Genomic DNA, 25,618 nt, shown 5'->3' with positions numbered 1-25,618 from the left:
GCCTAGAACTCCCACCAGCTTTCGCCGGGGTCCTGTTCGCCCGGTTCGGCGTACTGCTGGCCCCAGGTCATCATCATCAGCAGACGGTGACTGCGGATGGTGTACTGGCCGATCATGGGCGCGACGGCGGCGATAGGGGCCCCGTCCTCGGCCCGGTAGACGAAGCCGGAGAACTCCGCGACGCCGGTGCGGTCGCGGCGGCTGTAGAGCGACAGCTCCGGGAAGGACACCACCCGGTAGTCGGACAGGGGCACGCTCATGGCCGGAACGCCCAGAAGGCGGCGCATCTGCTCCAGCGACAGGGCGCCGGCGCGGACCTCGAAGATCACGTCGGCCTGGTCGCGGTTGCGGGCCAGGGCGTAGCCGGCCTCCGAGAGGGCGGCCCGGATGGCGCTGATGGCGTAGGGGGACGCCTCGGCGCGGAAATAGGTTTCGTCCACGAACACGACGGAGCCGTCGGGGATCGGCAGGGTCAGATCCTCCACCGCCCGGTCAGCCGCCCGCGCCACCAGCAACTGTTCGGTCGCCGTGCGCGAGGGATTGGTCTCGGTGGTGGAGGCGCAAGCGGCCGTCAGCGCCGTCGCGAGGAGGACGGCGAGGATCGGCGCGGTGCGGCTGGGGAGGACCGGTCGCGTCATTGCGGGCAGGGCATCACCAGCTGCCCGTATTGGGCATGGAGGCCCAGGGTTCGGCGGGCGCCAGGGGCTCGCCTTCCTGCAGCAGCTCGATGGAGATGCCGTCCGGCGAACGGACGAAGGCCATGTTGCCGTCGCGCGGGGGGCGGTTGATGACGACGCCCCCGTCCATCAGCCGCTGACAGGCCGCATAGACGTCGTCGACCTTGTAGGCCAGGTGGCCGAAATTGCGGCCGCCAGCATAGTCCTCCAGGTCCCAGTTGACGGTCAGCTCCAGCTCGGGCGAGCGTTCGGCGGCCGAGCGCGTCCGGTCCTTCGGCGCGGCGAGGAAGACGAGGGTGAAGCGGCCCTTCTCGTTCTCCACGCGCCGGACTTCCTCGAGACCCAGCAGGTCGCGATAAAAGCGCAGCGAGGCGTCCAGATCCTTCACCCGGACCATGGTGTGCAGATAGCGCATGTTCAGTGCGCCTCGCCGTGACGCGGCGCCGGGTCCAGATACTCGTTTTCGGGGACAGGGTGGGCGGCCAGGACGAAGCGGCGGTCGCAATAGCCGCACTCCACGAAGTCCTCGTCGCCCATGTCCATGTAGACCAGCGGATGGCCGAGCGCCCCGCCGCCGCCGTCACAGGCCACGCGCTTTGAGGTCACCACGATCTCCTCGGGGGGCGGAACGGCGATGTCGGGGTGGCGCGGCGGCATAATCGGGCTCATGACCTTGGCGTGGGGAGGAAGGCGGCATACCTACGGCCCACGCCTTACGCCGTCAATTTTACGCGAACGCTAACGACCGCGTCCCTCCATACCGAACCGAAGCCTTCATGACCCAGACCAGCGACGCCCTGCCTGACAACGCCATCGAGGTTCGGGGGCTTGAGAAGACCTACGCCGGAAGCCGCAAGTCGCCGCCCAAGACGGCGCTGCACGGCGTCGACCTGGTGGTGCCGCGCGGGTCCATGTTCGGCCTGCTGGGACCGAACGGGGCGGGCAAGTCCACCCTGATCAACATCCTGGCCGGGGTGGTGAAGAAATCGGGCGGGACGGTCTCCATCTGGGGCCGCGACATTGACGAGCGGCCCCGCGACGCCCGCGCGGCCCTGGGCGTGGTGCCGCAAGAGATCGTGGCGGATGTGTTCTTCACCCCCCGCGAGGCCCTGGAGGTGCAGGCCGGATTCTACGGCGTGCCGGCGAACGAGCGGCGCTCGGACGAGCTGCTGGCGGCGCTGGGTCTGTCGGACAAGGCCAACGCCTACGTGCGCGCGCTGTCGGGCGGCATGAAACGGCGACTGATGGTGGCCAAGGCCCTGGTGCACAATCCGCCCATCCTGATCCTGGACGAACCCACCGCCGGGGTGGACGTGGAGCTGCGCCGCCAGCTCTGGGAGTATGTGCGCCGGATCAACGCCGAGGGCGTGACCATCCTGCTGACCACCCACTATCTGGAGGAGGCCCAGGAGCTGTGCGACACCATCGCCATCGTCAACCGGGGCCGGGTGGTGGCGTGCGAGCCGACGGCGCAGCTGCTGACGCGGCTGGACACCCGCAATGTGGTGGTGACGCCGGTCGATCCTTCCGCGACCGCGCCGACGCTGAAGGGTTTCGAGGTGAAGGGGCGGCCCAACGGCGCATTCGCGGTCACCTACCGCACCGGTGAATCCAGCGTCGAGCAGGTGCTGGCGGCCGTGCGCAAGGCGGGCGTGGCCATCCGCGACATCGCCACCGAGGATCCGGATCTGGAGGATGTCTTCCTGTCCCTGACCTACGGCGACGCCGACCAGCCCGACCCTACCCGGGACTAGATGCAGGAGCCTGATTCACGGCATCCACTGAATCGCTTCGCGATTCAGTCCCGGCCGATCAGGCTCTGACCGATCACTGATCACCCTGTCCCGATTCCGCACAGCCTCTTGTGACGCAATCGCGACCGTGCTCGTTATGCGCTTTCGCGCGCCATGTCGGCGCGAGGCTTAGGGAGCTACGCCGTTGAGCACGACGGATGGGGGAGGCGCGCTTTCGGCGCCCCGTAAAGAATTCCTGGGACACCCGCGGGGGCTGGTGATCCTTTTCCTGACCGAGATGTGGGAGCGCTTCTCCTTCTACGGAATGCGCGCCATGCTGACCATCTACCTGGTCCAGCACTTCCTGTTCGGTCCAGCCGAGGCCGCAGGCATCTACGCCGCCTACGGCGCTCTGGTCTATTTGATGCCGGTCGTCGGCGGCATGATCGCCGACAAATATCTGGGCCAGCGCAAGGCCGTGATGATCGGCGCCGTACTTCTGGTGCTCGGTCACTTCACCATGGCCTTCGAGGGCCAGGGGGGTCGTGACCAGATCATCATCGGTGACCAATCCTATCAGGTGGAGGTCCAGGGCCGTGACACCGACCGGCGTCAGTTCGCTGTCGTCGGCGACGAGCGCGTCGAAATCCGCATCACGGCCGAGGGTATTTCCACTGTTGGGGCGGAACCTGCTGCGGCTGCGGCCGCCGATGTCGCCGCCCCGACGGTGGGAGAGAGCCTCGGCACGCCGCCGGCCGCCGCCGCCGACTCTCCGGTTCCGGCCACACCGCAGGCGGCGGCCGCCGGTTTCCCGGCCTTCGTCGCTTCGGGCGACTACAGTCTGGAGACGACCCGCGACACCGGATTCGGCGAGCCGACGCTCTTCCTGGCCCTTTCGCTGATCATCGTCGGCGTCGGATTTCTGAAGGCGAACATCTCGACGGTGGTGGGCTCGCTCTATGAAAAGAACGATCCCCGTCGTGATGCGGGCTTCACGCTTTTCTACGTCGGCATCAACCTTGGCGCCGTTCTGGCCACGGGGCTGTGCTCCTATCTCGGGTTCACCTATGGCTGGGCGTACGGTTTCGGTCTAGCCGGCTTCGGCATGTTGCTGGGTCTGGCCACCTTTATCCTGGGCAAGCCGTGGCTCGAGGGCCGGGGCGGCCCGCCGAACCCGGAGAAATTGGCCGGCACGCGCGTCCTCGGCGTTCCCCTTGAAGCGGTCTTCTGGATCGGGGGCCTGATCGCCGTATTCCCGACCTGGCTCCTGCTGCAGCGTCACGAACTCATCTCGGCCGTCCTGCCCTGGGCTGCGGGCCTGATCTTCGTGGCCGTCGTCGGCTACACCGTCGTGAAGCTGCAGGGCGCCGAGCGCAGCCGCATGCTGGTCGCCCAGGTGCTGATCTTCTTCTCGGTCCTGTTCTGGGCGCTGTTCGAACAGGCGGGCTCGTCCCTCACCCTGTTCGCGGACCAGTCCACGGAGATGCCGGGGTGGTTCAACGTCGGGTACACGCAGATGTTCAACCCGGCGATCATCGTGATCTTCGGACCGATGTTCGCGGCGCTGTGGGTGTGGCTGGCCCGGCGCAACATGGAGCCCTCGACTCCGGTCAAGTTCTCCATGGGCCTGATGCTGGTCGGCGCCGGCTTCCTGTTGCTGGCGTGGGCTGCGGCCAATGCCTTCAACATGGACTTCCGGGTGCCGCTGATGTTCCTGTTCTTCACCTACTTCCTGCACACCATGGGCGAGCTCTGCCTGTCCCCGGTGGGCCTGTCGATGATCACCAAGCTGTCGGTCGACCGGGTCGTGGGGCTGATGATGGGTGTCTGGTTCCTGTCGTCCTCGGTGGCGCACATCGTGGCCGGCATGATTGCGCAGGCGACAGCGACCGACACCGTCGCCGGCGTGGTGACCAACCGCGCCCTCGCTCTGGAGACCTATGGCTCGATCTTCGGGACCATCGGCTGGACGGGCGTCGGGGTTGGGGTGCTGCTGCTGCTTGCTTCACCCCTTCTCAAGAAGGGCATGGCCGGAGTCCGGTAGGGACGCGGCCGGATCCAGAAAGACGAAGGCCCCGGGATCGCTCCCGGGGCCTTTTCTCTTGCGGGCGGCAGGGACGGACGCGCCCGCCAGAGGACCGTGCGGCTAGAACGTCTTCCTCAGCCGGATCGACATGAAGGTGCGCGGGTCGATGTCGCGGGTTTCGACGAAGTCGATCGGCCGGGGCGGGGCGCGGTCGGCGTAGACGGTGCGCTCCACCAGGAAGTCGTTCCAGATGTTCAGCTGCGCCCGGATCGACAGGGTCGGGGTCGGCTTGTACTCGGCGGCCAGTTCGAAATAGTCCTCGCCGCGCCAGCTCAGGGTCTGGTCCGGATCAAAGGTGGACTGACCCAGGCGCGGGATCCACGCCACATTCCAGTTCAGCTTCCAGCTGGGGATGTCCTGGGTGAAGGACACCACCGCCTGGCGCGCGCGCACCCCGGAGATGGGGCGGGTCTCGCCGGTGGTCGGATCGGTGACCTCGGTGGAGTTCCAGTCGTTGCGGAAGCCGAACTGTCCGCCACTGATTCCCAGGCGGTCGGTGGGGATGGTCAGATTGACCGACAGCCGGTCCAGGGTGGCGTCGCCGATATTGCCCACCGCCGACAGGCCGCCGTCCAGCGGGATGCGGTCGATGACATTGGCGATCTCGTCATGGCGGTAGCCGATGCTGACCACGCCGTCGCCCCAGAAGCGGCGCTCATAGGTGATCTCGCTGATCCAGCGCTCCTCCGGCTGCAGGTCGACGTTGCCGCCCAGCACATTCTGGTCGCTGAGCTCGGCGCTGGCGGCGAAGTCGCCGAAATCCAGCTGGCCCACCTCCCGCTCGAAACGCAGGCGCAGCTGATTGTCGGCCATGGGGGTCCAGGTCAGCTGCAGACGGGGCTTGGCGAAGTAGAAGGATTCCTCGTGCTGCGCGTCGCCGGTCTGGCTGATGGTGGAGGCCTCCAGCCGCAGGCCGCCCTCCAGCGACAGGTCCGGCGTCATGCGCCAGGTGCTCTTTCCGAACAGCTCGCCGCGCGTCTCCTCCACAGTCACCGAGGCCGAGGGCAGGGGCACAGGCGCGCCGCCGACGGAGAAGGCCTGGGTGGTGTCGAGCCGGTTGTAGGCCACCTCGCCGCCGCCCTCGAAGGTCAGGGTCTCGCTGCGCTCCCAGCGAACCAGGCTGCGCAGGATGGTCTCGGAGGCGTCGCCCAGGGACTCGAACCTCTGCTCGGGCGCGGGGCCGGAGCCCGTGTCGGCGTTGTAGGTCGACACGCTGTCGAAGTCGGAGAACTCATGGATGAAGCGGCTTTCGACGCTCAGCCCCTCACCGAGGGGCCGGGTGTAGACCACCCCGAACTCGCCCGATGAGCCGTCATTGTCATAGCGGCTTTCACGGCGCGACCCGGGCGCGGTGAGCCGGGTGACCGAATGCCAGTCGTTGATCCCGTAGCGGGCGGTCAGGTCGACCTTGCCGCCCAGCATCGGCGATCCGTAGTTGCCGCGGATGGACGTGCCCCCGCCGTAGCCGTCGTTGTAGAAATCCTCGGCTCTCAGCACGGTCCCGTCAGAGGCGCGGGTCACGGATGGGCCGATCCCGTTGGAATCGCTCATGCTGATGCCGTCCGAGAGGGTCACGCCCCAGGTCCGCTCGCCCTCGCGCGCCGTGAACTGGTAGCTGCCGCCGAAGAGGTCCTGGCCCCCGTCGAACAGGGTGGCGTTGACGCTCAGGATGTGTTCGCGGCTGCTTTCGCGGGAGGTGATGACGTTCACCACCACCGGATAGCCCTGCATGTCGATGCCCGGCGCGCCGCCCCGGATCAGCTCGATGCGCACCACTTGCGCGGCCAGGGTGCGGGAGAGGACGGACGACCCCCGGTCGTTCTTGGAGGCGGGTCGCGAGCCATTGATGAGCACATTGCCCACCGCGCCCTCAAAGCCCCGGCTGCCGTCGCCATCATCCAGGCTGAAGCCTGGAACCCGGTTGACCATGTCCAGGGCGGTGTTGGGGCTTTGGCCGGCGAAAAAGTCGGGGGTGAAGGTCAGGATCTGGCGACCGTTCCCCGCCTGGGGCGCCGGCGCGGCCGGGGCCGGCGCCTCCTGGGCCAGGACCGGCGACACAGCCGTCAGGGCCAGGGCGAAGGCGGATGTGGCCGCCAGAAGCGTGGAACGCATGATATCCTCCCAATACTTTCGAGAGGATGTGTGCCTGACACACACCTGAACGGACCAGTTACATCATTGAAATGTAGATTAAATTATCGACACATGATTACAGCGACGTAATCAGCCGGCCAGGGGTTCGCCATGATGATCAGAATATGTCTTGTGTTGATGCTGGCGATTTCAGTCGTCCCGTCACAGGCCGCAGCCCAGGCCGTCGAGGCGTCCGCCGTCGAGGAAGTCGTGATCACCGCCCGGCGCGCCGACGCGCCCATCTGGGAGATCACGGTCGGCGACGGCTCCCTGATCCTGGTCGGCGCGATCAGCGGCGTGCCGCGCGATCTGTCCTGGCGTCCCGAAGCGCTGGAGGACGCGGCCCGGCGTTCGGACCGCATCCTGTTCCCCCAGATCGGACGGGCGTCTCTGGCCGACCTCGGGCGGGTGATCTGGCGGTCGCGGACCATTACGCGCCTGCCGGACGGGACCACCACGGCGGACTATCTCCCGCCCGATGTGCAGGAACGGCTGGAGGTGGTGATGGAGGGCGACAACGAGCGGTGGCGCAGTCAGAGCCTGATGATGCTCGGCCTGAACCTGATCACCGACAAGGCAGGGCATCAGAACCGCCGCACGCGAGGCGCGGTCGATGTCATTACGGATGCGGCGCGCCATGCGGATGTGCCGGTGCGGCGGGTGGGGGTCCTGCGCGGCGACGCCATGATCGAGAATCTGGTCACCCAGCCGCCCGAGACCTATGTGGCCTGCATCGGGGCGGCTGTCTCGGCGGCGGAGGCGGGACCTGAGGGCGCGGCGCGCCGGATCGAGGCCTGGCGGGCACGGCGGGTTCCCGACGTGCTGGCCGAGCCCCTGGATGAGGCGCTGAATCTGTGCTGGCCCTCCGGCGACCCGGAGGTGGCCCCTCTGCTGAGGGCCCAGTGGGCCGAGGCTATCGAGGCCGCTCTGGATGAGCCCGGGGTCACCCTGGCGGTCGCCCAGCTGCGTCTGCTGGCCGAGCCGGGCGGCGTTCTGGACATGCTGGAGGCCCGCGGCTTCGACATCATCGGGCCGCGATGGCGGGCGGAATGATCAGACCGCCGTGCCGCCGACCGTCAGGCCGCTGATCTTCAGGCTGGGCTGGCCGATGCCCACGGGCACGCCCTGACCGGCCTTGCCGCAGGTGCCGACGCCGGGATCGAAGGCGAAGTCGTCGCCGATCATGGTGATGTTCTGCATCACCGTGGCGCCGTCGCCGATCAGGGTGGCGCCGCGCACCGGGGCGGTGACCCTGCCGTCCTCGATCAGATAGGCCTCGGTGCACTGGAACACGAATTTGCCGTTGGTGATGTCCACCTGCCCGCCGCCGAAGTTGACGGCGTAGAGGCCACGCTTCGTGGAGGCGATCATCTCCGCGAGCGAGTGGGAGCCGCCCTCCATGAAGGTGTTGGTCATGCGCGGCATGGGGGTGTGGGCCCAGGACTGGCGCCGCCCGTTGCCGGTGGCCGCCATGCCCAGCTGGCGCGCCGACAGCCGGTCCTGCATCAGCCCGACCATGACGCCGTCCTCGATCAGGACCGTGCGCCCCGTGGGCGTGCCTTCGTCATCGATGCTGAGGGAGCCGCGACGCCCGGCGATGGCGCCGTCGTCCACCACGGTCACCCCGGGCGCCGCCACGCGCTGGCCCATCATGCCGTTGAAGACCGAAGACCCCTTGCGGTGGAAGTCGCCCTCGAAGCCATGGCCCACCGCCTCGTGCAGCAGGACGCCGGGCCAGCCGGGGCCGAGCACCACGTCCATCTCGCCGGCCGGACAGTCCACCGCATCCAGATTGACCAGGGCCTGACGCAGGGCCTCGTCGGTCTGGGCGCGCCAGCGTTCGGGCGTGATCCAGGCCTCGAAGCCGGTCCGACCGCCGGCGCCCGCGCCCGCGGACTCGCGCTTGCCGTCCCGCTCGACGGTGATGGAGACGTTCAGGCGCACCAGGGGCCGCACGTCGCGCAGCAGGCGGCCGTCGGCCCGCAGGATCTCGATGTCGCGGCGCTCGCCGGACAGGGAGGCCGAGACCTGGACCACGCGCGGGTCGGCGGCGCGGGCGTAGGCGTCGATCTCCTGCAGCAGGGCGATCTTGCCGGCGAAGGCGGGCGAGGCGAGGGGGTCGTCCTCGCCGTAGAGTTTCTGGTTGGTGGCGCGGGGCGCTTCCGCCGTCACCCCCGCATGGCCCCGCTTGGCCAGGGCGGCGCTGTCGGCCGCGCGATTCAGGGCCGCGTCGGAGATCTCGTTGGCGTGGCTGTACCCGGCGGTCTCTCCCGCCACCACGCGAAGACCGAAGCCCTCGCCTGCATCATAGGACGCGCCCTTGAGCCGTCCGTCGTCGAAGACCAGGCTTTCGCTCTCGGTCCGCTCCAGGAACAGTTCGCCGTCGTCCGCCCCGCTCAGGGCCTCGCCCAGGATGGTCCGCGCGCGCTCGGCGCCGACACCGGACTGGTCGAGCAGGGACGGAATGGCGGGGGCGACGGTCATGGGCGGTCCTTCGAGAGCATCTTGCACCCTAGATAGGGCTTCGGACCGCTCCTTGGAACCGTCAGTCCGCCTGGCGGACCCGGCCCGAGCCCATGACCTGGCTGTTCAGCCGGGCGGGGCGGGTGGTCAGGTCCACGTCGCCCGAGCCGCGGATGGTCACATCGGCCTGGCCGGACGGCGCGGCCTCCACGTCGCCGGAGCCGTTGATCTCGATGACCGCGTCGGTGGACGGCAGGCCCTTGAGGTCCACATCGCCCGATCCATCTATGGTCACGGTCAGGGCGTCGGTGCGACCGTAGCCTTCGATGTCGCCGCTGCCGGACACAGCCAGGGCGAGCGTCGGCTGGTCATAGTCGCGAATCTCCAGGTCCTGGGATCCGTTCAGGGTGAAGCGGGTCACCGCCGGGGCGACGATGGTGATGCGCGGCCGGGACCGGCGGCCCGTCCGGGTCCCTTGCTCGAGATCGAACCGGCCGTCGGCGAAGGTGACGCGGTCCACGACCCCGGCGGGGCCGGCCACGGTGATTGAGGGTTCGTCTCCCTGGGCATAGATGACCCGGGCCGACAGGTCGAAGGTCAGGACCTCGCCGCCCTCCCAGGCGATCTCGCGGGTGACGATGTTCTCGCTGGAGGATTCCCAGTTGAAGTCGCCCTCCACCAGGCTCCAGCCGTCGCCCGAGATCTTCCAGCCGTTCCGGGTGATCTCCTGCCCGCCGATAGCGGCGGCGCCGGCCAGACAGACGATGGCGAGCACCAGGCTGGCGGCGGCGATGATGAACAGTGAGCGGATCATGACAGCCCCCTTTCGCTGTAGCTGGGTTCAGGCAGGATGGCGGGCTTGATCAGGCGGTAGTGAAGCCGCCCGAACCAGACCAGGCCGTTCACCAGCCAGATGGTGATGATGGTCAGAAGGGCGGCGCCGGTCACCGAGGCGCCCATCAGGCCGAGACCCAGCAGGATCGGGAACAGCGGCCCGCCCGGCGGGTCGAAGAACGGTCCGGCCACCAGCACGCCGCCGCCCGAGATGAAGACGGCGATCACCGCGACATAGAGACCCGCGATGGCGCTGACCACGCCGGTCAGCAGCGGCAGAAGGATCAGGATGTCGATGGCGCCCAGACCCACCAGGGCCATGACCGCTGCTGCGGCAGAGGACGGATTGCGCGCCTCCTCCCAGCGCTTGAGGCCGGCTTCCAGTCTCAGCTCGCGGGCCAGCCGTCCCGGATCGCCCAGGGCGGCGGCCACCTCGGCCTCGCTGCGGCCCTCGGCGGCGCCGTCGGCGAAGTGGGTGTCGTAGTCGGCCAGGATCTCCTCCTGCCATCGGCGGCAGCCCGGCCAGCCCGCGGCGCAGGCGGCCCATGAATTCGACGCGCGTCATGCCGTCTCTCCCGTTTCGGCTTGAGGTGGGGCCTCCTGCTCCAGAATGCCGTTCACGGCGCGCACGAAGGCGTCCCATTCGGTCTTCTGCGAAGCCAGGCTGGCGCGCCCGGCGTCGGTGAGGCGATAGTATTTGCGCGAGGGACCGGAAGCGGATTCGACCATGTAGGTCTCCACCAGCCCATCGGACTGCATCCGGCGCATCAGGGGATAGACCGTGCCCTCGCCCATATCGACCGCCTCGGCCATGTGGCTGGCGATCTCGTAGGCGTAGGAGTCTCCCCGCTCCAGAAGCGCCAGCACGCACAGCGCCAGCACCCCCTTTTTCAACTGTATCTCGATGGCTTCAGGCACCGTGGGCCCTCCGTGTGATGACAAGTGCCTATCGCAAGGTATCTGTCATCACAAGGTAGCTGGCGAAACATGACAGCGATTTAATCGGCCGGCGCCGGCACCCTGCGACCCTGTGTTGCGCTCCTCATGCTTGGCAAGCGCGAGGGGAGCCGATATGGACCGGCCCTGAACACCGCGACGCCCTCGGGCCCGCGACTTCTGTTTGCGAACGCCTCGCAACAGGTTGCTGCAGAACGGATTATGAGGATTTCTGGAATGGGGATGGGCAAGCGGGCCAGGGCGATGATCGCCTCTACGGTTCTCGCCTCCACGGCGCTGTTCACCGCCGCGCCGAGCTGGGCGCAGGAGCTGGTGGGACAGCCGACGCCGGGAGGCATCGGGCTTCAGCAGTCGGCATCGCCGCTGAAGGTCGAGGCCACGATGTTCCACGACGCCATCCTGATGCCGATCATCACGGCCATCTGCCTGCTGGTGCTGGGCCTGCTGATGTGGATCGTGTTCCGCTACAACAAGCGCCGCAACCCGGTGCCGGCCAAGTGGAGCCACAACACCACCATCGAGATTATCTGGACCGTGGTGCCGGTGCTGATCCTGATGGTGATCGCCCTGTTCTCGTTCCGCCTGCTGTTCAACTATCACGACATGCCCGAGCCGGACCTGACCGTTAAGGTGACCGGCAACCAGTGGAACTGGACCTACGAATACCCCGACCACGGCGTGGGCGAGTACGTCTCGAACATGATGCCGGAAGACGAGGCCCGGGGTCAGGGCCTGCCCTACCTGCTCGCCGCTGACGAGCCCATGGTCGTGCCGGTGGGCCAGGTGGTCCAGCTGCTGATCACGGCTTCTGACGTCATTCACGCCGTGGCCCTGCCGGCCTTCGGCCTGAAGACCGACGCCATCCCCGGCCGGGTCAACGAGACCTGGTTCCGCGCGGACCGTGAAGGCGTCTTCTACGGCCAGTGCTCCGAGCTGTGCGGGGTGGACCACGCCTTCATGCCGCTGCAGATCAATGTGGTCAGCCAGGCCGAGTTCGAGGCGTGGGTCGCCGCGCGCGGCGGGGCCATGCCGGGCGCCGAGCCCGCTGAAGACCCCGCGACCGAGGCCTCGACCGTCGAAGCCGAAGCCACTGAAACCGAAGACGCTCCGGCCGCCGACGCGGCCGAAGCGGTCCAGTAAGAGAACGCGAGCCCGACCATCATGGCCACCGCAACCGCTCATCACGACGATCACGACCACAAGCCGGGCTTCTTCGCCCGCTGGTTCCTGTCCACCAATCACAAGGACATCGGCACGCTCTACATCCTGTTCGCCATCATGGCGGGCGTGGTGGGCGGCGCCCTGTCCGGCCTGATCCGCTGGGAGCTGGCCGAGCCGGGCATCCAGGTGTTCACCGAAGGCACCCTGGTGCACCAGCTGGGCATCATCGAGGCGTCCAAGCACGGCTACAACGTCACCGTCACGGCCCACGCCCTGATCATGATCTTCTTCATGGTCATGCCGGCCATGATCGGCGGCTTCGGCAACTGGTTCGTGCCCATCATGATCGGCGCGCCGGACATGGCGTTCCCGCGCATGAACAACGTCTCGTTCTGGCTGCTGGTGGCCGCCTGGGTGCTGCTGTGCGTCTCCATGTTCGTGGACGGCGGACCGGGCAAGGGCTTCGGCGGCGGCTGGACCATCTACCCGCCCCTGTCGACCATGGGCCACACGGGTCCATCCATGGATCTGGCCATCTTCTCGCTGCACGTGGCCGGCGCCTCCTCGATCCTGGGCGCCATCAACTTCATCACCACCATCTTCAACATGCGCGCGCCGGGCATGACCCTGCACCGCATGCCGCTGTTCGCCTGGTCGGTGCTGGTGACAGCCTTCCTGCTGCTGCTGTCGCTGCCGGTTCTGGCCGCGGCCATCACCATGCTGCTGACCGACCGCAACTTCGGCACCGCCTTCTTCGACCCGGCCGGCGGCGGCGATCCGGTGATGTTCCAGCACCTGTTCTGGTTCTTCGGCCACCCCGAGGTGTACATCCTGATCCTGCCGGGCTTCGGCATCATCAGCCACATCGTCTCGACCTTCTCGAAGAAGCCGATCTTCGGCTATCTGGCCATGGCCTACGCCATGGTGGCCATCGGCTTCATCGGCTTCGTGGTGTGGGCGCACCACATGTACACCGTGGGCATGCCCATCAATCTGCGCGCCTATTTCGTGGCCGCGACCATGATCATCGCGGTGCCCACGGGCATCAAGATCTTCAGCTGGATCGCCACCATGTGGGGCGGCTCCATCGACTTCAAGACGCCCATGCTGTGGGCTATCGGCTTCATCTTCCTGTTCACCGTCGGCGGCGTGACCGGCGTGGTCCTGTCCAACGCGGGCATCGATTACAGCCTGCACGACACCTACTATGTGGTGGCGCACTTCCACTATGTGCTGTCGCTGGGGGCCGTGTTCGCCATCTTCGCGGGCTTCTACTACTGGTTCGAGAAGATGTGGGGCGTGAAGTACAACGAGTTCCTCGGCGCCACCCACTTCTGGATCATGTTCGTCGGCGTGAACGTGATCTTCTTCCCCCAGCACTTCCTGGGCCTGCAGGGCATGCCGCGTCGCTACATCGACTATCCGGACGCCTACACCCTGTGGAACCAGGTCTCCACCATCGGCTATCTCATCACCCTGGTGGGCGTGGTCGTGTTCTTCATCGTCCTGATCGAGGCCGCCGTGCGTCGCCGCAAGGCCGAGGCCAACCCCTGGGGCGAAGGCGCCACGACGCTGGAGTGGACCCTGTCCTCGCCCCCGCCGCACCACCAGTTCAACGAGCTGCCGGTGGTCAAGGACGACGACCATCACTGATCCGGTCCACACCGGACCTCAAACAGACTAGGATGGGGGGCCGCCGATCACGCGGCCCCCTTTTCGCATCATGACCGACCAACCGGAAATCAAGGCCGCCCCGTCCCCGACCGTCGCCCAGCCGGAAGACTACTTCCAGCTGCTGAAGCCGCGCGTCATGTCGCTGGTGGTGTTCACGGCCATCACCGGCCTGGTTGCGGCGCCCGGCGCCATCAATCCCTTCCTGGCCGCCATCGCCGTGCTGTGCATCGCCGTGGGTGCCGGCGCGGCGGGCGCCCTGAACATGGCGCTGGAGGGCGAGACCGACGCCCTGATGCGGCGCACACGCGGCCGCCCGGTGGCGGCGGGGCGGGTCAACGCCAATGACGCCATGACCTATGGCGTGGTGCTGTCGCTGTTCTCGGTCATGCTGCTGGGCATGGCGGTGAACTGGTTCGCGGCCGCCCTTCTGGCCCTGACCATTGTCTATTATGCGGGCTTCTACACCCTGCTGCTGAAGCGGCGGACGCCCCAGAACATCGTCATCGGCGGCGCGGCGGGCGCCCTTCCCCCGGTGATCGGCTGGGCGGCGGTGACCGGCGACGCGCCGTGGCAGGCGTGGCTGCTGTTCCTGATCATCTTCCTGTGGACCCCACCGCACAGCTGGGCCCTGGCGCTGTATTCGGCCGGGGACTACGCCCGGGCGGGCATTCCCATGATGCCGGTGGCCAAGGGCGCGAAGTCCACCCGGCTGCAGATCCTGATCTACAGCCTGATCTTCGTGCCGGTGGCCGTCGCCCCGGCCCTGCTGGGCATGGCGGGCATGGCCTATCTGATCGTCTCGACCCTCGGCGGCCTGTTGTTCATCGCCCTGGCGGTGCGTCTGTGGCGCTCGCGCGCGGGCGACCAGCCGGACAAGGCCGAGGCGGTGGGGCGAGAGGCCGCATTGTATGATGTGCGCGCCGAGGCCAAACCAGCACGGAACCTGTTCGCCTACTCGATCCTGTATCTGATGGCCCTGTTCGCCGTCCTGCTGGTCGAGAACGCGCCCGTCATCGGAGCCTGCCCCTCATGCGCCTGACGCCCGAAGAACTGAAGGCCAGAAAACGCCGCAACATCGCCATCGCCCTCGGGCTGGTGGCCTTCATGGTGCTGGTGTTTGTCACCACCCTGCTTCGGCTTCAGGCCAACGTGGGGGGCTGACCGGCATGGCCATGAACCGGAACACGAAAGTCGCCCTGATCTGCGTCGGCGCCCTGTCGCTGATGACCGGCGCGGCCTTCGCCGCCGTGCCGCTGTATCAGCTGTTCTGCCAGGTCACCGGCTTCAACGGCACGGTGATGCGGGCCGACGCCGCGCCGGACACGGTTCTGGACGAGACCGTCCGGGTCCGCTTCGACACCAATGTCCGTGGCCTGCCCTGGGACTTCAAGGCCGAGGAGACCCGCCAGACGGTGCGCATCGGCGACACGGGCATCGCCTATTTCAGCGTCACCAACACCTCGGACCGGCCCATCAGCGGCACCGCCGCCTACAATGTGGTTCCAGAGCGCGCCGGGCCCTATTTCCAGAAGCTGCAGTGCTTCTGCTTCGAGGCCCAGACGGTCCAGCCCGGCGAAACCGTCGAGTTCCCGATCCAGTATTTCATCGCCCCCGAAATGGCCACCGATCCCGAGGGGCGGGGCGTGCACGACATCACCCTGTCCTACACCTTCTATCCCACAGACCGCTTCGAACAGCGCGCGGCTATTGGCGGACAGGGGTAGCGACGCTATAGCCCCTTCAAAGACCACGCGCTGACCCACTCAAGAGACGCATCCATGGCCGATCACGCCGTCCACCACGACTATCACATCCTCCCGCCCAGCCCCTGGCCGCTGGTGGCGTCCATCGCCGCCACGATCATGATGATCGGCGCGGTCATGTGGATGAAGGGGCTGTTCGGTCTGCCCGCGGGCACCAGCTGGGTGTTCTTCGCCGGGCTGGCCGGCGTGCTGTTCTCCATGTTCGGCTGGTGGGCCGACGTGATCAAGGAAAGCCGTCAGGGCGATCATACGCCGGTGGTGTCGCTGGGCCTGCGCTACGGCATGGTCCTGTTCATCGCCTCGGAGATCATGTTCTTCGCCGGCTTCTTCTGGATGTTCTTCGAAATGAGCCTCTTCAACGAGGCTCGCACCCTGATCCCGGAATTCGGCAACTGGACCGAGACGGCTGCGGCCTGGTCCACCTGGCCCCCGCGCGGGATCGAGGTTCTGGACGCCTGGCAGCTGCCGCTGCTGAACACCGTGATCCTGCTGCTGTCGGGCACCACCGTGACCTGGGCCCACCATGCCCTGCAGGTGGGCGACCGCAAGGCCGCCAAGATCGGCCTGGGACTCACCATCGCCCTGGGTGCCCTGTTCACTGCCGTACAAGCCTATGAATATTATCACATTTTGCACGAAAACCTGTTCTTCAACGAAGAGGCCCTGAACTCGACGCTGTACGGCTCGATCTTCTTCATGGCCACGGGCTTCCACGGCTTCCACGTGCTGGTGGGCACCATCTTCCTGGCGGTCTGCCTGCTCCGCCTGATGGTGGGCCAGATGTCGGCCGAGAAGCATTTCGGCTTCGAGGCGGCGGCCTGGTACTGGCACTTCGTGGACGTGGTGTGGCTGTTCCTGTTCGCCTTCGTCTACGTCGTCTTCGGCTGATCTTGATCGATCATCCCCAGCCTTCAGCGCCCGCCCGGATCGACCCGATCCGGGCGGGTTTGCTTTGTCGGTGCCCCAACTGCGGCAAGGGCCCCCTGTTCGAGGGTTTTCTCAAGATCCGACCGGTCTGCGAGACTTGCGGCTACGACCTGGCCTCGGTGGCCACCGGCGACGGCGCGGCCAGCTTCATCATGCAGATCGCCGGAGCCATCGTGGGCTTTTCGGCCCTTTATGTTGAAATCGTCTTCAGCCCGCCCATGTGGCTGCATCTGATCGTATGGCTGCCGCTGGTGGCGGCCCTGTCGCTGGGCCTGATGCGGCCGGGCAAGGGGCTGATGACGGCCCTGCACATGCGGAACAAGGCGCGCGAGGTGCGCAATGACGAAGTCTGAACGCGGCTTTCCCTGGATTCTGACCGTGCTGTCGGCGGCCCTGCTGGCGGTGCTGATCGGCCTGGGCGTCTGGCAGGTCCAGCGGATGGCCTGGAAGCACGGCCTGATCGATCAGGCCGAGGCCGCTGTCGCCATGGCGCCGGTCCCGGCGGCGGCGGTGCTGAACCAGCCGGGCGGCGAGTTCCGGCGGGTGATCCTGGATTGCCCCGGCCTGAACACCGCGCCCTATGTGGAGCTTCAGTCCATCCATGACGGCGATGCGGGCGTGCGCCTGATCTCGTCCTGTCGGCCTGTCGGCGTCGAGACCACGGTTCTGATCGATCGCGGCTTCGTGGCCGAGGACATCTCCGCCCGGCCGCCTGTGGATCCGGCGGGCGCCGATCCGGTCCGCATCATCGCGGTCGTGCGCGCGGCGCCGGAGCCGAACTGGATGAGCCCCCCGCCCCAGGGCGGCCGCTTCTTCGCCCGCGACCATGCCGCCATGGGCGAGGCGCTGGAGATCGACGGCGCGGCGGACTCCCGCGTCCTTTTCGCCGAAACCTCGACCAATCCCGAATGGGACGCCCTCACCCCCGCGGTTCCGCCCGCCGCCTTCTCCAACAACCACCTGGGCTACGCCATCACCTGGTTCGGCCTCGCCGCAGCCCTGATGGTCTTCTATGGACTGATGCTGAAACGGCGGCGGCGCCCGCCTCCGACACAGGGCTCAGGAACGAGCCAGGATCCCGATTGACCCGCGTCCACACCCTTTCCAACGGCGTCCGCGTCGTGGCCGATCCCATGCCGGGCCTCAAGACCTTCGCCCTGACCGTCGCGGTGCGCGGCGGCGCGCGCTGGGAGGACGAGCACCGCTCGGGCTGGTCGCACCTGCTTGAGCATCTGGTGTTCAAGGGCGCCGGCGACATGAGCGCCCGCGACATCGTCCAGCGCATCGAGGCGGAGGGCGGCTCCATCAACGCCGCCACCGGCCAGGAGCGCACCAGCTTCGAGGTGCGGGCCATGGAGCGGTCGCTGCCCCTGGCCATGCAGGTGATCTCGGACCTGGTGTTCCGTCCGACCCTGAGCGAGGTGGAGATCACCCGCGAAAAGGACGTGGTGGCCCAGGAGATCGCCGAGGCCTTCGACACCCCCGACGACCATGTGTTCGAAATGGCGGGCGAACAGGCCTTTTCCGGCCAGCCGCTGGGCCGGCCCATCCTGGGGTCGGTGGACAGCATCGGCCGCGCGGACCGGGCGGGCATGGAGGCGTGGCGCGCGACACTTTACGCCCCCGAGCGCATGGTGGTGGCGGTCTCAGGCGCGGTGGACGAGGCGCGGTTGATCGATCTGGCCGAGGCCTGGTTCGGTCTGGCGACCTCGCCGCCGGGCCAGGAGCCCGAACCCGCCGCCTTCGTCGGCGGAAACGCGGCCCTGACCCGCCGCATCGAACAGGCCAATCTGGTGTTCGAGGTTCCCGGCCTGTCCGCCCACGACGTCGACACCCCGGCGCTGCGGCTGTTCGCCGAGATCCTGGGGGGCGGCATGGCCTCGCGCCTGTTCCAGAGCGCGCGCGAGGAGCGTGGCCTGGCCTACGCCGTGGACGCCTGGTTCGAGGGTTATGAGGACTCGGGCGTGCTGGGCGTCTATGCGGGCGCCGCCCCGGGCCGGTCCGAGGAACTGGCCCGCGTGGCCGCCGGCGAACTGCGGACCCTGGCCCGGGAAGGTCCCACCGAAGAGGAGCTGGCGCGGGCCAAGGCGATCCTGAGCGCAAGCCTGTGGATAGCCGACGAAAGCCTGGTGTCCCGCGCGGGGCGCAACGCGGCCCAGACCCTGCTGTTCGGCGCGCCGGTTCCGTCCGAAACCCTGACCGCCCGAGTCGAGGCGGTGACAGCGGACGATATGCGCCGGCTTGGGGCGCGCCTGCTGAGCCCCGCCCAAAGCGCCACGGCCGTGCTGGGGCCGAAGGCCGCCGGAGCGGCGGGCCGCGTCTTCGCCGACGCGCTTCACGCCTGACGGCGCGCGGCGGAGGCGGTATAAGACCCCATGGCCCTTCTGGACTGGATGTCGGAACCGGTCGGCCCCGTGGTGCGGGGCCAGGGCGTTGTCCTGCGCTCGCCCCACCCCTCGGACTACGCCGCCTGGTCGGCCCTGCGGGACCTGTCCCGCGCCCATCTCCAGCCGTGGGAGCCCGCCTGGCCCGAAGACGACCTGACCCGGGCCGCCTTTCGCCGCCGGCTGTCGATCTATGAGCGGGAACGGGAACTGGGCAACGCCTGGCCGTTCTTCATCTTCGATCATCAGGACCGGCTGGCGGGGGGCATCACCCTGTCCAATATCCGGCGCGGCGTGGCCGAGACCGGGACTGTGGGCTACTGGATCGGCCTGCCCCACGCGGGCCGGGGTCTGGCCACAGCCTCGGTCCGGGCCCTGACCGCCCACGCCTTCCAGACGCTGAAGCTTCACCGGCTGGAGGCCGCCTGCGTGCCGCACAACCACGCCTCGCGCCGGGTGCTGGAGAAATCGGGCTTCCGGCAGGAGGGCCAGGCGCGGGCTTATTTGAAAATTAACGGGAGTTGGGCAGACCATCTGCTGTTCGGCCTTCTTGCTGAAGAGGTCGATACAGGCGGACGCCCGACGTCCTGACCGGAGGGCGAGACGCCTTGAACAGCCGATCCAGAGCCCTGGCGTGGGACCCCACCACCGCAATCGAGGCGCTCGCCGCCGCCGATGCGGCGCTGTGGGTGTGGACGCCGGCCCTTGATCAGCTTCAGTTCACCGGCTCGACCCGGTCCCTGGGCCTGGGGCCGCTGGCGCCGGAATGCACGGCCGCCGCCTTCACCGCCCTGGCCATGCCGCAGGACCGCGCCCTGGCCGAACGCATCCTCAAGCCCCAGGACGAGGGCGGCGAGATCGCCGTCCGTCTGCGCATGCGGGGCGGGGACCTGGGCATCTGGCGCGGCGTCTGGCTCGAGGACGGGCTGCGCGCCGCCGGGGTCGTGGCGCTTGAAAGCAAATTCACCGGCTCATCGGCCGACGCCCTGACCGGGCTCCTGGATCGTCGGGCCTTCCTGTCGCGGGTCAGGGACGCCCTGACCGTGCCGGGCGACTATGACCTGGTGGTGGCTGACGTGGATCGTCTGCGCCGCCTGAACGAGGCCCTGGGGCACGAACGGGCGGACATGGTGCTGTCGGCGCTGGGGTCGCGCCTCGCCGCCGCCTTCTCAGGCGAGGCCGCGCCCGCGCGCATCGGCGAGGACGAGTTCGCCGTTTTCGTCCGCGCCGGGGACGGGGACGCCTGCGGCCGTGTGCGTCAGGCGCTGGAGCAGCCCCTGCGAGTCGCCGGATTCGACATCTATCCCACCGTCTCCATCGGCGCCGTGCGCACCGAGGGCGGGCCGGACGCCGCCGACGCCGCCGAGCTGCTGCGGCGGGCGGAGCTGGCGGTGGAGTCCGCCAAGGCCGCCGGGCGCGGGGGCATGGCCGCCTACGGCCGCACCCTGGAGTCCGACAGCCTGTCGCGCCTGGCGCTGGAGAGCGATCTCCGCAACGCCTTCGTGCGCGGCGAGATCGAGCCGTTCTACCAGCCCATCGTCAATCTGGAGACCGGCGCCGTGGCCGGGTTCGAGGCCCTGGCGCGCTGGCGCCACCCCCGGCGCGGCCTGGTGCCGCCCGACGAATTCCTGGGCCTGGCCGACGAAATGGGCCTGATGAACGACCTGGGCCTGATGATGATGCGGCAGGCGGCGTCCCAGCTTGCGGAATGGCTCAAGCGCCATCCGTCGGCGGGCAAGCTGTTCTGCAGCGTGAATCTGTCCACCAACGAACTGGAGCGCGACGGTCTGGTGGAGGATGTGCGCCGGATCCGCGCCGACACCGGCCTGCCGGTGGGCGCCCTGAAGCTGGAAGTGACCGAGAGCGACATCATGCGCGACCCGAACCGGGCCGCCGAGGTGCTGAAATCCCTGCGCGAAGCCGGCGCCAGCCTGGCGCTGGACGACTTCGGCACCGGCTTCTCGTCCCTGTCGTACCTGGCCCGCCTGCCCTTCGACACCCTGAAGATCGACCGCTATTTCGTGCTCACCATGGGACAGGACGAGGGCTCGGCCAAGATCGTCAAGTCGGTGGTCAATCTGGGCCGCGACCTGTCGCTGGAGGTGGTGGCCGAGGGCGTCGAGAACGCCGAGCTGGCGCGCCTGCTGCTGGCGGCTCACTGCCACTACGGCCAGGGCTTCGGCTACGCGCCCGCCCTGCCGGCCCAGGAGGCGGAGGTGTATCTGAACGAATCCCTCGCCGACGGATCCGCCCCCATCAAGGCCCGTTCGGCCTGACCTTGCGACGCGTTAAGCCCGTCGCCATGCTTTGGGCCGAAACATCGCGCAGGTTCGCGTCATTGACGTGGGGCGTTTCGCAGGTCCGTTTCGCGGGCTATGAGCGATATCGAACGGGCTAGAGGATTTCCATGGCGGGTCCATCATCGGGACGCGGCGCGTCTGGCGCCGGCGCGGGCGGCGGGCGCACCCTGCTGCAGCGGCTGATCTACTGGACGGCCGTGCTGGCTGTCTGGGGCCTGATCTTCCTGACGGTGTTCTTCCTGGTGTTCGCCCGGGGACTGCCCGACACCTCGGCCCTGTACGACGTGGAGCGCCAGCCCTCCATCACCTATCTGGACCGGTCCGGCGCCCTGATCGCGGTGCGCGGCAGCCAGCACGCCCCCCCGGTGGAGCTGGACACCCTGCCCGACTATGTGCCCGCCGCCTTCATCGCCATCGAGGACCGGCGCTTCTATCACCACCCGGGTTTCGACCCCATCGGCATGATGCGCGCGGTGCTGGCCAACATGCGCGCCGGAAGGGTGGTGCAGGGCGGCTCGACCCTGACCCAGCAGCTGGCCAAGAACCTGTTCCTCACACCGGACCAGAATATGCGCCGTAAGGTGCAGGAGCTGATGCTGGCGGTGTGGCTGGAGATGAAATTCTCCAAGGACGAGATCCTCGCCCTGTATCTGAACCGGGTCTATTTCGGCGCGGGCGCCTACGGCATCGAGGCGGCGTCCCAGCGCTATTTCGACAAATCGGCCGACGAGCTGACCGTGGGCGAGGCGGCCCTGCTGGCCGGCCTGCTGAAGGCCCCGTCTCGCTACAGCCCGCTGGGCGAGAGCGAGCGGGCTGCTGGACGCGCCACCGTGGTGCTGGACCAGATGGAGGAGTCCGGCGTCATCACCGCCGAGCAGCGCAACGCGGCCGTGCTCGAGCCCGTGCGCGTGTCGCGCACCCTGGCCACCCAGCACGCCCAGTATTTCGTGGACTGGCTGGACAAGGACATCCGCCGCCTGGTGGGCGAGCCCACCGAGGACATGATCGTCGAGACGACCCTGGACCTGACCCTGCAGACCGCCGCCGAGCGGTCCACGCGCCAGATTCTGGATCGGGACGCCTCCCGCGGCGTCGAGCAGGCCGCCCTTGTGGCCGTGGACGGCGAGGGGCGGGTCCGGGCCATGATCGGCGGGGCCTCCTACGCCGACAGCCAGTTCAACCGCGCGGTGGACGCCCGGCGTCAGGCGGGCTCGGCGTGGAAGCCGTTCGTCTATCTGGCGGCGCTGGAGGCGGGCTACACCCCCGACACCCCGGTGATCGACCAGCCCATCACCATCGGCAACTGGTCACCGCGCAACTATTCCGGAAACCACATCGGCCAGACGACCCTGGCCAATGCGGTGGCCCAGTCCACCAACACCGTGGCCGCGGGCATCGCCGACCAGATCGGCCGCGACAGCGTGGCCCGCGCCGCCCGGCGGCTTGGCATTACCTCGCGCGTCGGGCTGGAGCCCGCCATGGCGCTGGGGGCCGTCGAGGTCAGCCCGCTGGAGATGGCCCAGGCCTATGCGGCCTTCGCCAATGGCGGACGCCGCGCCGAGGCCCATGGCATCACCCGCATCCGCACGCCCCAGGGCCGGGTGATCTATCAGCGCCAGACCGAGGACCGCCGCGCCGATCAGGTGATCCAGAACCCGTCGCTCTACTATCTGAACCAGATGCTGCGCGGGGTGATCACATCGGGCACGGCGCGCTCGGTGGCCATTTCCGGCCGCGACCTGGCCGGCAAGACCGGCACCACCTCGGACTACAAGGACGCCTGGTTCGCAGGGTACACCGGCGGCTTCGTCACCGTTGTGTGGGTCGGCAAGGACGACAACACCGCCATGCGCGGCGTTACCGGCGGCTCGGCGCCGGCCGCCATCTGGCGGGGCTTCATGCAGGCGGCCCTGCCCCGTCTGAACGTCCAGAACATCCCCAACGGCCCGCCCCTGCCCGAGGGATGGGTTCCGCCGGCGCCTCCGGGCTCCGACCCGGCGGGCGACCTGCTGGGCGGCCTGGGCGACCTGTTCGGCGAGGGCGACCTGCCGCCGCTGGGTGACGACCCGCTGGGGGCCGGGCCTGCAAATCCGCGCCCCGCCGAACCCCGTCCGGCGCCCGAACAGCCGGCGGTTCGCCCGCCTGAGCCCATTCGCACCGACCCCCCGGCGCAGAATCCTGAACCGGATCGCGCAGCGGAGCGGCGGCCGGACCCGCTGTTCTTCTAGAGGCTGGCCGGTGGAGGTGGAATCGCTTCGCGGTTCCCCGATGCCGTGAATCAGGCTCTCACATTAAGTCAGGCCCGCCCCGCCGCGTGCAGGGCCGGGCCATGATCACGCAGCCATTTGCGGAACGGGCGATGATCGCCCACCAGGCCGTGAACCACGGACCAGTAGGCCGGGCTGTGGTCCCCGTGGACCAGATGCGCCACCTCGTGGGCCGCCAGATAGTCCAGCACCTCGGGCGGGGCCATGACCACGCGCCAGGAGTAACGGATCGAGCGGTTGTGCGGGCTGCATGAACCCCAGCGCGAGGCCGGATCGCCGATGCTGACGCGCACCGGCTTGAGGCCGAGACGCTCAAGATGGACCCGGGTGCGGGCGGTCAGGGCCGCCTTCGCCTCGGCCCGCAGCAGGCGCTCGACCCGGCGGTGGAAGGCGTCGTCCTCGCCGCCCGATATGATGGCCGGGCCCTCAGGATGATCGGGGACGAGGCGCGCGGCCGCGGCGTTGCCGGAGGCGATCAGTCGGACAGAACGGCCGCCGAACAGGATCTCGCCGCCCGGCGCGAAGGGCGCGCTGTGGGGACGTCTGGCCAGATGTTCGGCGATCCAGTCGCGGCGGCTGAGGGCGAAGTCGATGGCCTGGGGCAGGGCCCGCTCGCTGGGGGCGGTGACCACCGCCTCGCCGGCGCGGGCGTCGATGCGGACGCTGACCCGCCGCGCCCGCCGGTTGACCGACAGGCGCAGCGGCAGGCCGTCAATCTCCAGCTTTTCGCCGTGCCCTGGGCGCGGTTTTGCGAACAACGCGGTCCTCGTTGGCGGCGATGAAGTCGCGGGCGCGGGTGTAGATCTCGTCCCGGAACCGGCGGCCGTTGAAGACCCCGTAGTGCCCCACCTGCGGCTGGACGTAAAGCAGGCGCTGGTCGTCCGGGATGTTGGGGCACAGGCCGTGGGCGGCCTGGGTCTGGCCGACGCCCGAGATGTCGTCGTTCTCGCCCTCCACCGTCATCAGGCCGATGTCGGTGATGGCCTCCGGCCGCACCAGCCGGTCGCCATGCTTGAGCAGGCCCCGCGGCAACAGGTGGCTCTGGAACACGATGTCGATGGTCTGGAGATAGAACTCCTCGCTCAGGTCCAGCACCGACAGATACTCGTCGTAGAATTCCTGGTGTTTCTGGATGCTGTCGCCGTCGCCGTCGACCAGATGCTCGAAATAGCGGCGATGGGCGTCCATGTGCCGTTCCTCGTTCATGGACATGAAGGAGTAGAGCTGCACGAAGCCCGGATAGACCCGTCGCCCCGCGCCCGGATAGGGCAGGGGCGTGGTGTGGATCATGTTGGAGCGGAACCAGGCGAAGGGCTTCTCCTCGGCCAGCTGGTTGGTGACCGTGGGCGACAGGCGGGCGTCGATGGGCGAGCCCATGTGGATCATGGAGGCCGGACGGGCCGGATCCTCGTCCTCGGCCATCAGGGCGGCGGCGGCGAGGACGGGCGGGCCGGGCTGGCACACAGCGACCACATGGGCGCGCGGGCCGATCTGGCCCAGCATGGCGCGCACGTGGTCCATGTAGTCGAAGAAGTCGAAGCGGCCCTCCAGCATCGGCACCTGCCGGGCGTTGGTCCAGTCGGTGACGTGGACGTCGAAGTCCTGCAGGAAGGTCTCCACCGTGCCGCGCAGCAGGGTGGCGTAGTGGCCCGACAGGGGCGCCACGATCATCACGGCGGGCGCCTTGACGGGCTTGCCGGCGCGCTTGAGGTCGGTCTCGTTGCGGGTGAAGCGGATCAACCGGCACCAGGGCGAGGACCAGACCACCTCCTGCACCGTGCGGACGGGGTGGCCGTCCACATTGACCACGTCCAGATTCCAGTCCGGCTTGCCGTAGCGCCGCGTCACGCTCTCGAACAGCTCGGCCGAGGCGTAGGCGGTGCGGCCCATGGCCGTCTGGGACGCCGGATTGAATGGCGAGGACCAGAACTCCCGCATCATCTGGGCCCCGAGGCGCATGGGGGCGGCGGACTGATAGGCGAGTTCGTGAAGCGTATAGAGCATGGGCTCGAACAGGTGGCGGCCGGGGCGGGCCAGACAGGTCAGCGGAGCATTAAACGCGCTGCACTGCAAAAAGATTATCAATGATCAGGAATCGTCCCCGCGCCTCAAACGAGACGCCCTGCCGCTAACGCGGAACCAGCCGCCACATGCGCAGGGGATGGCGCACGGTCCCGGCTTCCTCGCCGGCTTCGTCGCCCCGGCCCATGTAGAAATCGGCGCGGACGCGGCCGCGGATGGCGCTGCCGGTGTCCAGGG

At 68.3% G+C, this 25,618-nt stretch carries 25 protein-coding genes and 1 pseudogene; 15 read left to right on the top strand and 11 right to left on the bottom strand.

Annotated elements, in window-relative coordinates; genetic code table 11:
* Positions 1-2 precede the first annotated feature (2 nt).
* From C0461_RS04975 to C0461_RS04965, 3 genes are read right to left on the bottom strand one after another with little or no spacing between them, the layout of a single operon-like run.
* Entirely contained in the window at positions 3-638 is a 636-nt protein-coding gene (locus C0461_RS04975; RefSeq protein ID WP_292104470.1) for a DUF6655 family protein, read from the bottom strand.
* A 13-nt stretch (positions 639-651) separates the two neighbouring features.
* Positions 652-1,092, bottom strand: coding sequence for a VOC family protein (locus C0461_RS04970; protein WP_292104468.1), 441 nt, complete (start codon positions 1,090-1,092; stop codon positions 652-654).
* 2 nt (positions 1,093-1,094) lie between these two features.
* Entirely contained in the window at positions 1,095-1,334 is a 240-nt protein-coding gene (locus tag C0461_RS04965; protein WP_292104466.1) for a zinc-finger domain-containing protein, read from the bottom strand.
* 119 nt (positions 1,335-1,453) lie between these two features.
* Between C0461_RS04965 and C0461_RS04960 the strand changes: the two genes are divergently transcribed.
* Together C0461_RS04960 and C0461_RS04955 are read left to right on the top strand one after the other, a co-directional pair.
* Positions 1,454-2,431, top strand: coding sequence for an ABC transporter ATP-binding protein (locus tag C0461_RS04960; RefSeq protein WP_292104464.1), 978 nt, complete (start codon positions 1,454-1,456; stop codon positions 2,429-2,431).
* Positions 2,432-2,687: 256 nt separating this feature from the next.
* Positions 2,688-4,454 carry a peptide MFS transporter gene (locus tag C0461_RS04955; protein WP_292104462.1) on the top strand — a complete coding sequence of 589 codons (1,767 nt, stop codon included), beginning with the start codon at positions 2,688-2,690 and terminating at the stop codon, positions 4,452-4,454.
* A 102-nt stretch (positions 4,455-4,556) separates the two neighbouring features.
* On the opposite strand, the gene C0461_RS04950 is transcribed toward C0461_RS04955, so the two are convergent.
* Entirely contained in the window at positions 4,557-6,608 is a 2,052-nt protein-coding gene (locus C0461_RS04950; protein WP_292104461.1) for a TonB-dependent receptor, read from the bottom strand.
* 132 nt (positions 6,609-6,740) lie between these two features.
* Between C0461_RS04950 and C0461_RS04945 the strand changes: the two genes are divergently transcribed.
* Positions 6,741-7,682 (top strand): TraB/GumN family protein, encoded by a 942-nt coding sequence (locus C0461_RS04945; protein ID WP_292104459.1) that lies wholly within the window; start codon positions 6,741-6,743, stop codon positions 7,680-7,682.
* Here the strand turns inward: C0461_RS04945 and tldD are convergent, their stop codons facing one another.
* The 4 genes and pseudogenes from tldD to C0461_RS04925 form a co-directional block, all read right to left on the bottom strand.
* Positions 7,683-9,113, bottom strand: a complete 1,431-nt coding sequence (tldD, locus tag C0461_RS04940; RefSeq protein ID WP_292104457.1) for a metalloprotease TldD — start codon at positions 9,111-9,113, stop codon at positions 7,683-7,685. It abuts the gene before it with no gap.
* A 61-nt stretch (positions 9,114-9,174) separates the two neighbouring features.
* Positions 9,175-9,906 (bottom strand): DUF2807 domain-containing protein, encoded by a 732-nt coding sequence (locus C0461_RS04935; RefSeq protein WP_292104456.1) that lies wholly within the window; start codon positions 9,904-9,906, stop codon positions 9,175-9,177.
* A pseudogene (locus C0461_RS04930) lies at positions 9,903-10,491 on the bottom strand (DUF1700 domain-containing protein). The gene C0461_RS04935 and the pseudogene C0461_RS04930 overlap by 4 nt, the downstream one beginning before the upstream one ends.
* Complete coding sequence (locus C0461_RS04925) at positions 10,488-10,844, bottom strand: PadR family transcriptional regulator (protein ID WP_292104455.1); 357 nt, start codon at positions 10,842-10,844, stop codon at positions 10,488-10,490. The pseudogene C0461_RS04930 and the gene C0461_RS04925 overlap by 4 nt, the downstream one beginning before the upstream one ends.
* Positions 10,845-11,099: 255 nt before the next feature.
* On the opposite strand from C0461_RS04925, the gene coxB reads away from it, so the two are divergent.
* The 12 genes from coxB to C0461_RS04865 all read left to right on the top strand — a co-directional run bounded on the left by coxB (position 11,100) and on the right by C0461_RS04865 (position 23,320).
* Positions 11,100-12,023 carry a cytochrome c oxidase subunit II gene (gene coxB, locus C0461_RS04920; protein WP_292104453.1) on the top strand — a complete coding sequence of 308 codons (924 nt, stop codon included), beginning with the start codon at positions 11,100-11,102 and terminating at the stop codon, positions 12,021-12,023.
* A 21-nt stretch (positions 12,024-12,044) separates the two neighbouring features.
* On the top strand, positions 12,045-13,697 hold the full coding sequence (ctaD, locus tag C0461_RS04915; protein ID WP_292104451.1) for a cytochrome c oxidase subunit I: 1,653 nt from the start codon (positions 12,045-12,047) through the stop codon (positions 13,695-13,697).
* 70 nt (positions 13,698-13,767) lie between these two features.
* On the top strand, positions 13,768-14,757 hold the full coding sequence (gene cyoE, locus C0461_RS04910; RefSeq protein ID WP_292104449.1) for a heme o synthase: 990 nt from the start codon (positions 13,768-13,770) through the stop codon (positions 14,755-14,757).
* On the top strand, positions 14,748-14,879 hold the full coding sequence (locus C0461_RS04905) for a hypothetical protein (RefSeq protein WP_021696961.1): 132 nt from the start codon (positions 14,748-14,750) through the stop codon (positions 14,877-14,879). Before cyoE ends, C0461_RS04905 begins: the two co-directional genes overlap by 10 nt.
* An 11-nt stretch (positions 14,880-14,890) precedes the next feature.
* Complete coding sequence (locus C0461_RS04900; protein ID WP_292104448.1) at positions 14,891-15,442, top strand: cytochrome c oxidase assembly protein; 552 nt, start codon at positions 14,891-14,893, stop codon at positions 15,440-15,442.
* 54 nt (positions 15,443-15,496) lie between these two features.
* On the top strand, positions 15,497-16,369 hold the full coding sequence (locus C0461_RS04895; RefSeq protein ID WP_292104447.1) for a cytochrome c oxidase subunit 3: 873 nt from the start codon (positions 15,497-15,499) through the stop codon (positions 16,367-16,369).
* Positions 16,370-16,371: 2 nt separating this feature from the next.
* Entirely contained in the window at positions 16,372-16,761 is a 390-nt protein-coding gene (locus C0461_RS04890) for a DUF983 domain-containing protein (RefSeq protein WP_292104446.1), read from the top strand.
* The gene (locus C0461_RS04885; RefSeq protein WP_292104445.1) at positions 16,748-17,494 is read left to right on the top strand and encodes an SURF1 family protein; all 747 of its coding nucleotides are present in this window, start codon (positions 16,748-16,750) and stop codon (positions 17,492-17,494) included. Before C0461_RS04890 ends, C0461_RS04885 begins: the two co-directional genes overlap by 14 nt.
* Before the next feature lie 47 nt (positions 17,495-17,541).
* A complete protein-coding gene (locus C0461_RS04880) occupies positions 17,542-18,753 on the top strand; it encodes a pitrilysin family protein (RefSeq protein WP_292104490.1) in 1,212 nt (403 codons plus the stop codon).
* A 30-nt stretch (positions 18,754-18,783) separates the two neighbouring features.
* Positions 18,784-19,383 carry a GNAT family protein gene (locus C0461_RS04875; protein WP_292104444.1) on the top strand — a complete coding sequence of 200 codons (600 nt, stop codon included), beginning with the start codon at positions 18,784-18,786 and terminating at the stop codon, positions 19,381-19,383.
* Between the two features lie 17 nt (positions 19,384-19,400).
* On the top strand, positions 19,401-21,068 hold the full coding sequence (locus C0461_RS04870) for a bifunctional diguanylate cyclase/phosphodiesterase (protein ID WP_292104443.1): 1,668 nt from the start codon (positions 19,401-19,403) through the stop codon (positions 21,066-21,068).
* Between the two features lie 131 nt (positions 21,069-21,199).
* Positions 21,200-23,320 carry a PBP1A family penicillin-binding protein gene (locus C0461_RS04865; protein ID WP_292104442.1) on the top strand — a complete coding sequence of 707 codons (2,121 nt, stop codon included), beginning with the start codon at positions 21,200-21,202 and terminating at the stop codon, positions 23,318-23,320.
* Positions 23,321-23,388: 68 nt separating this feature from the next.
* On the opposite strand, the gene C0461_RS04860 is transcribed toward C0461_RS04865, so the two are convergent.
* From C0461_RS04860 to C0461_RS04850, 3 genes are all read right to left on the bottom strand, one after another.
* Positions 23,389-24,117: a M48 family metallopeptidase gene (locus C0461_RS04860; protein WP_292104441.1), complete on the bottom strand. Its 729-nt coding sequence runs from the start codon at positions 24,115-24,117 to the stop codon at positions 23,389-23,391.
* On the bottom strand, positions 24,071-25,363 hold the full coding sequence (gene phaZ, locus C0461_RS04855) for a polyhydroxyalkanoate depolymerase (protein ID WP_292104440.1): 1,293 nt from the start codon (positions 25,361-25,363) through the stop codon (positions 24,071-24,073). The genes C0461_RS04860 and phaZ overlap by 47 nt, the downstream gene beginning before the upstream one ends.
* Positions 25,364-25,487: 124 nt before the next feature.
* Positions 25,488-25,618 (bottom strand): 3D domain-containing protein (locus tag C0461_RS04850; protein WP_292104487.1); only part of this gene is annotated, 131 nt, incomplete at its 5' end.

The sequence above is a fragment of the Brevundimonas sp. genome (assembly GCF_013823285.1).
In the GTDB taxonomy this organism is placed as follows: domain Bacteria; phylum Pseudomonadota; class Alphaproteobacteria; order Caulobacterales; family Caulobacteraceae; genus Brevundimonas.
This window is presented reverse-complemented; position numbering and strand designations above follow the sequence as displayed.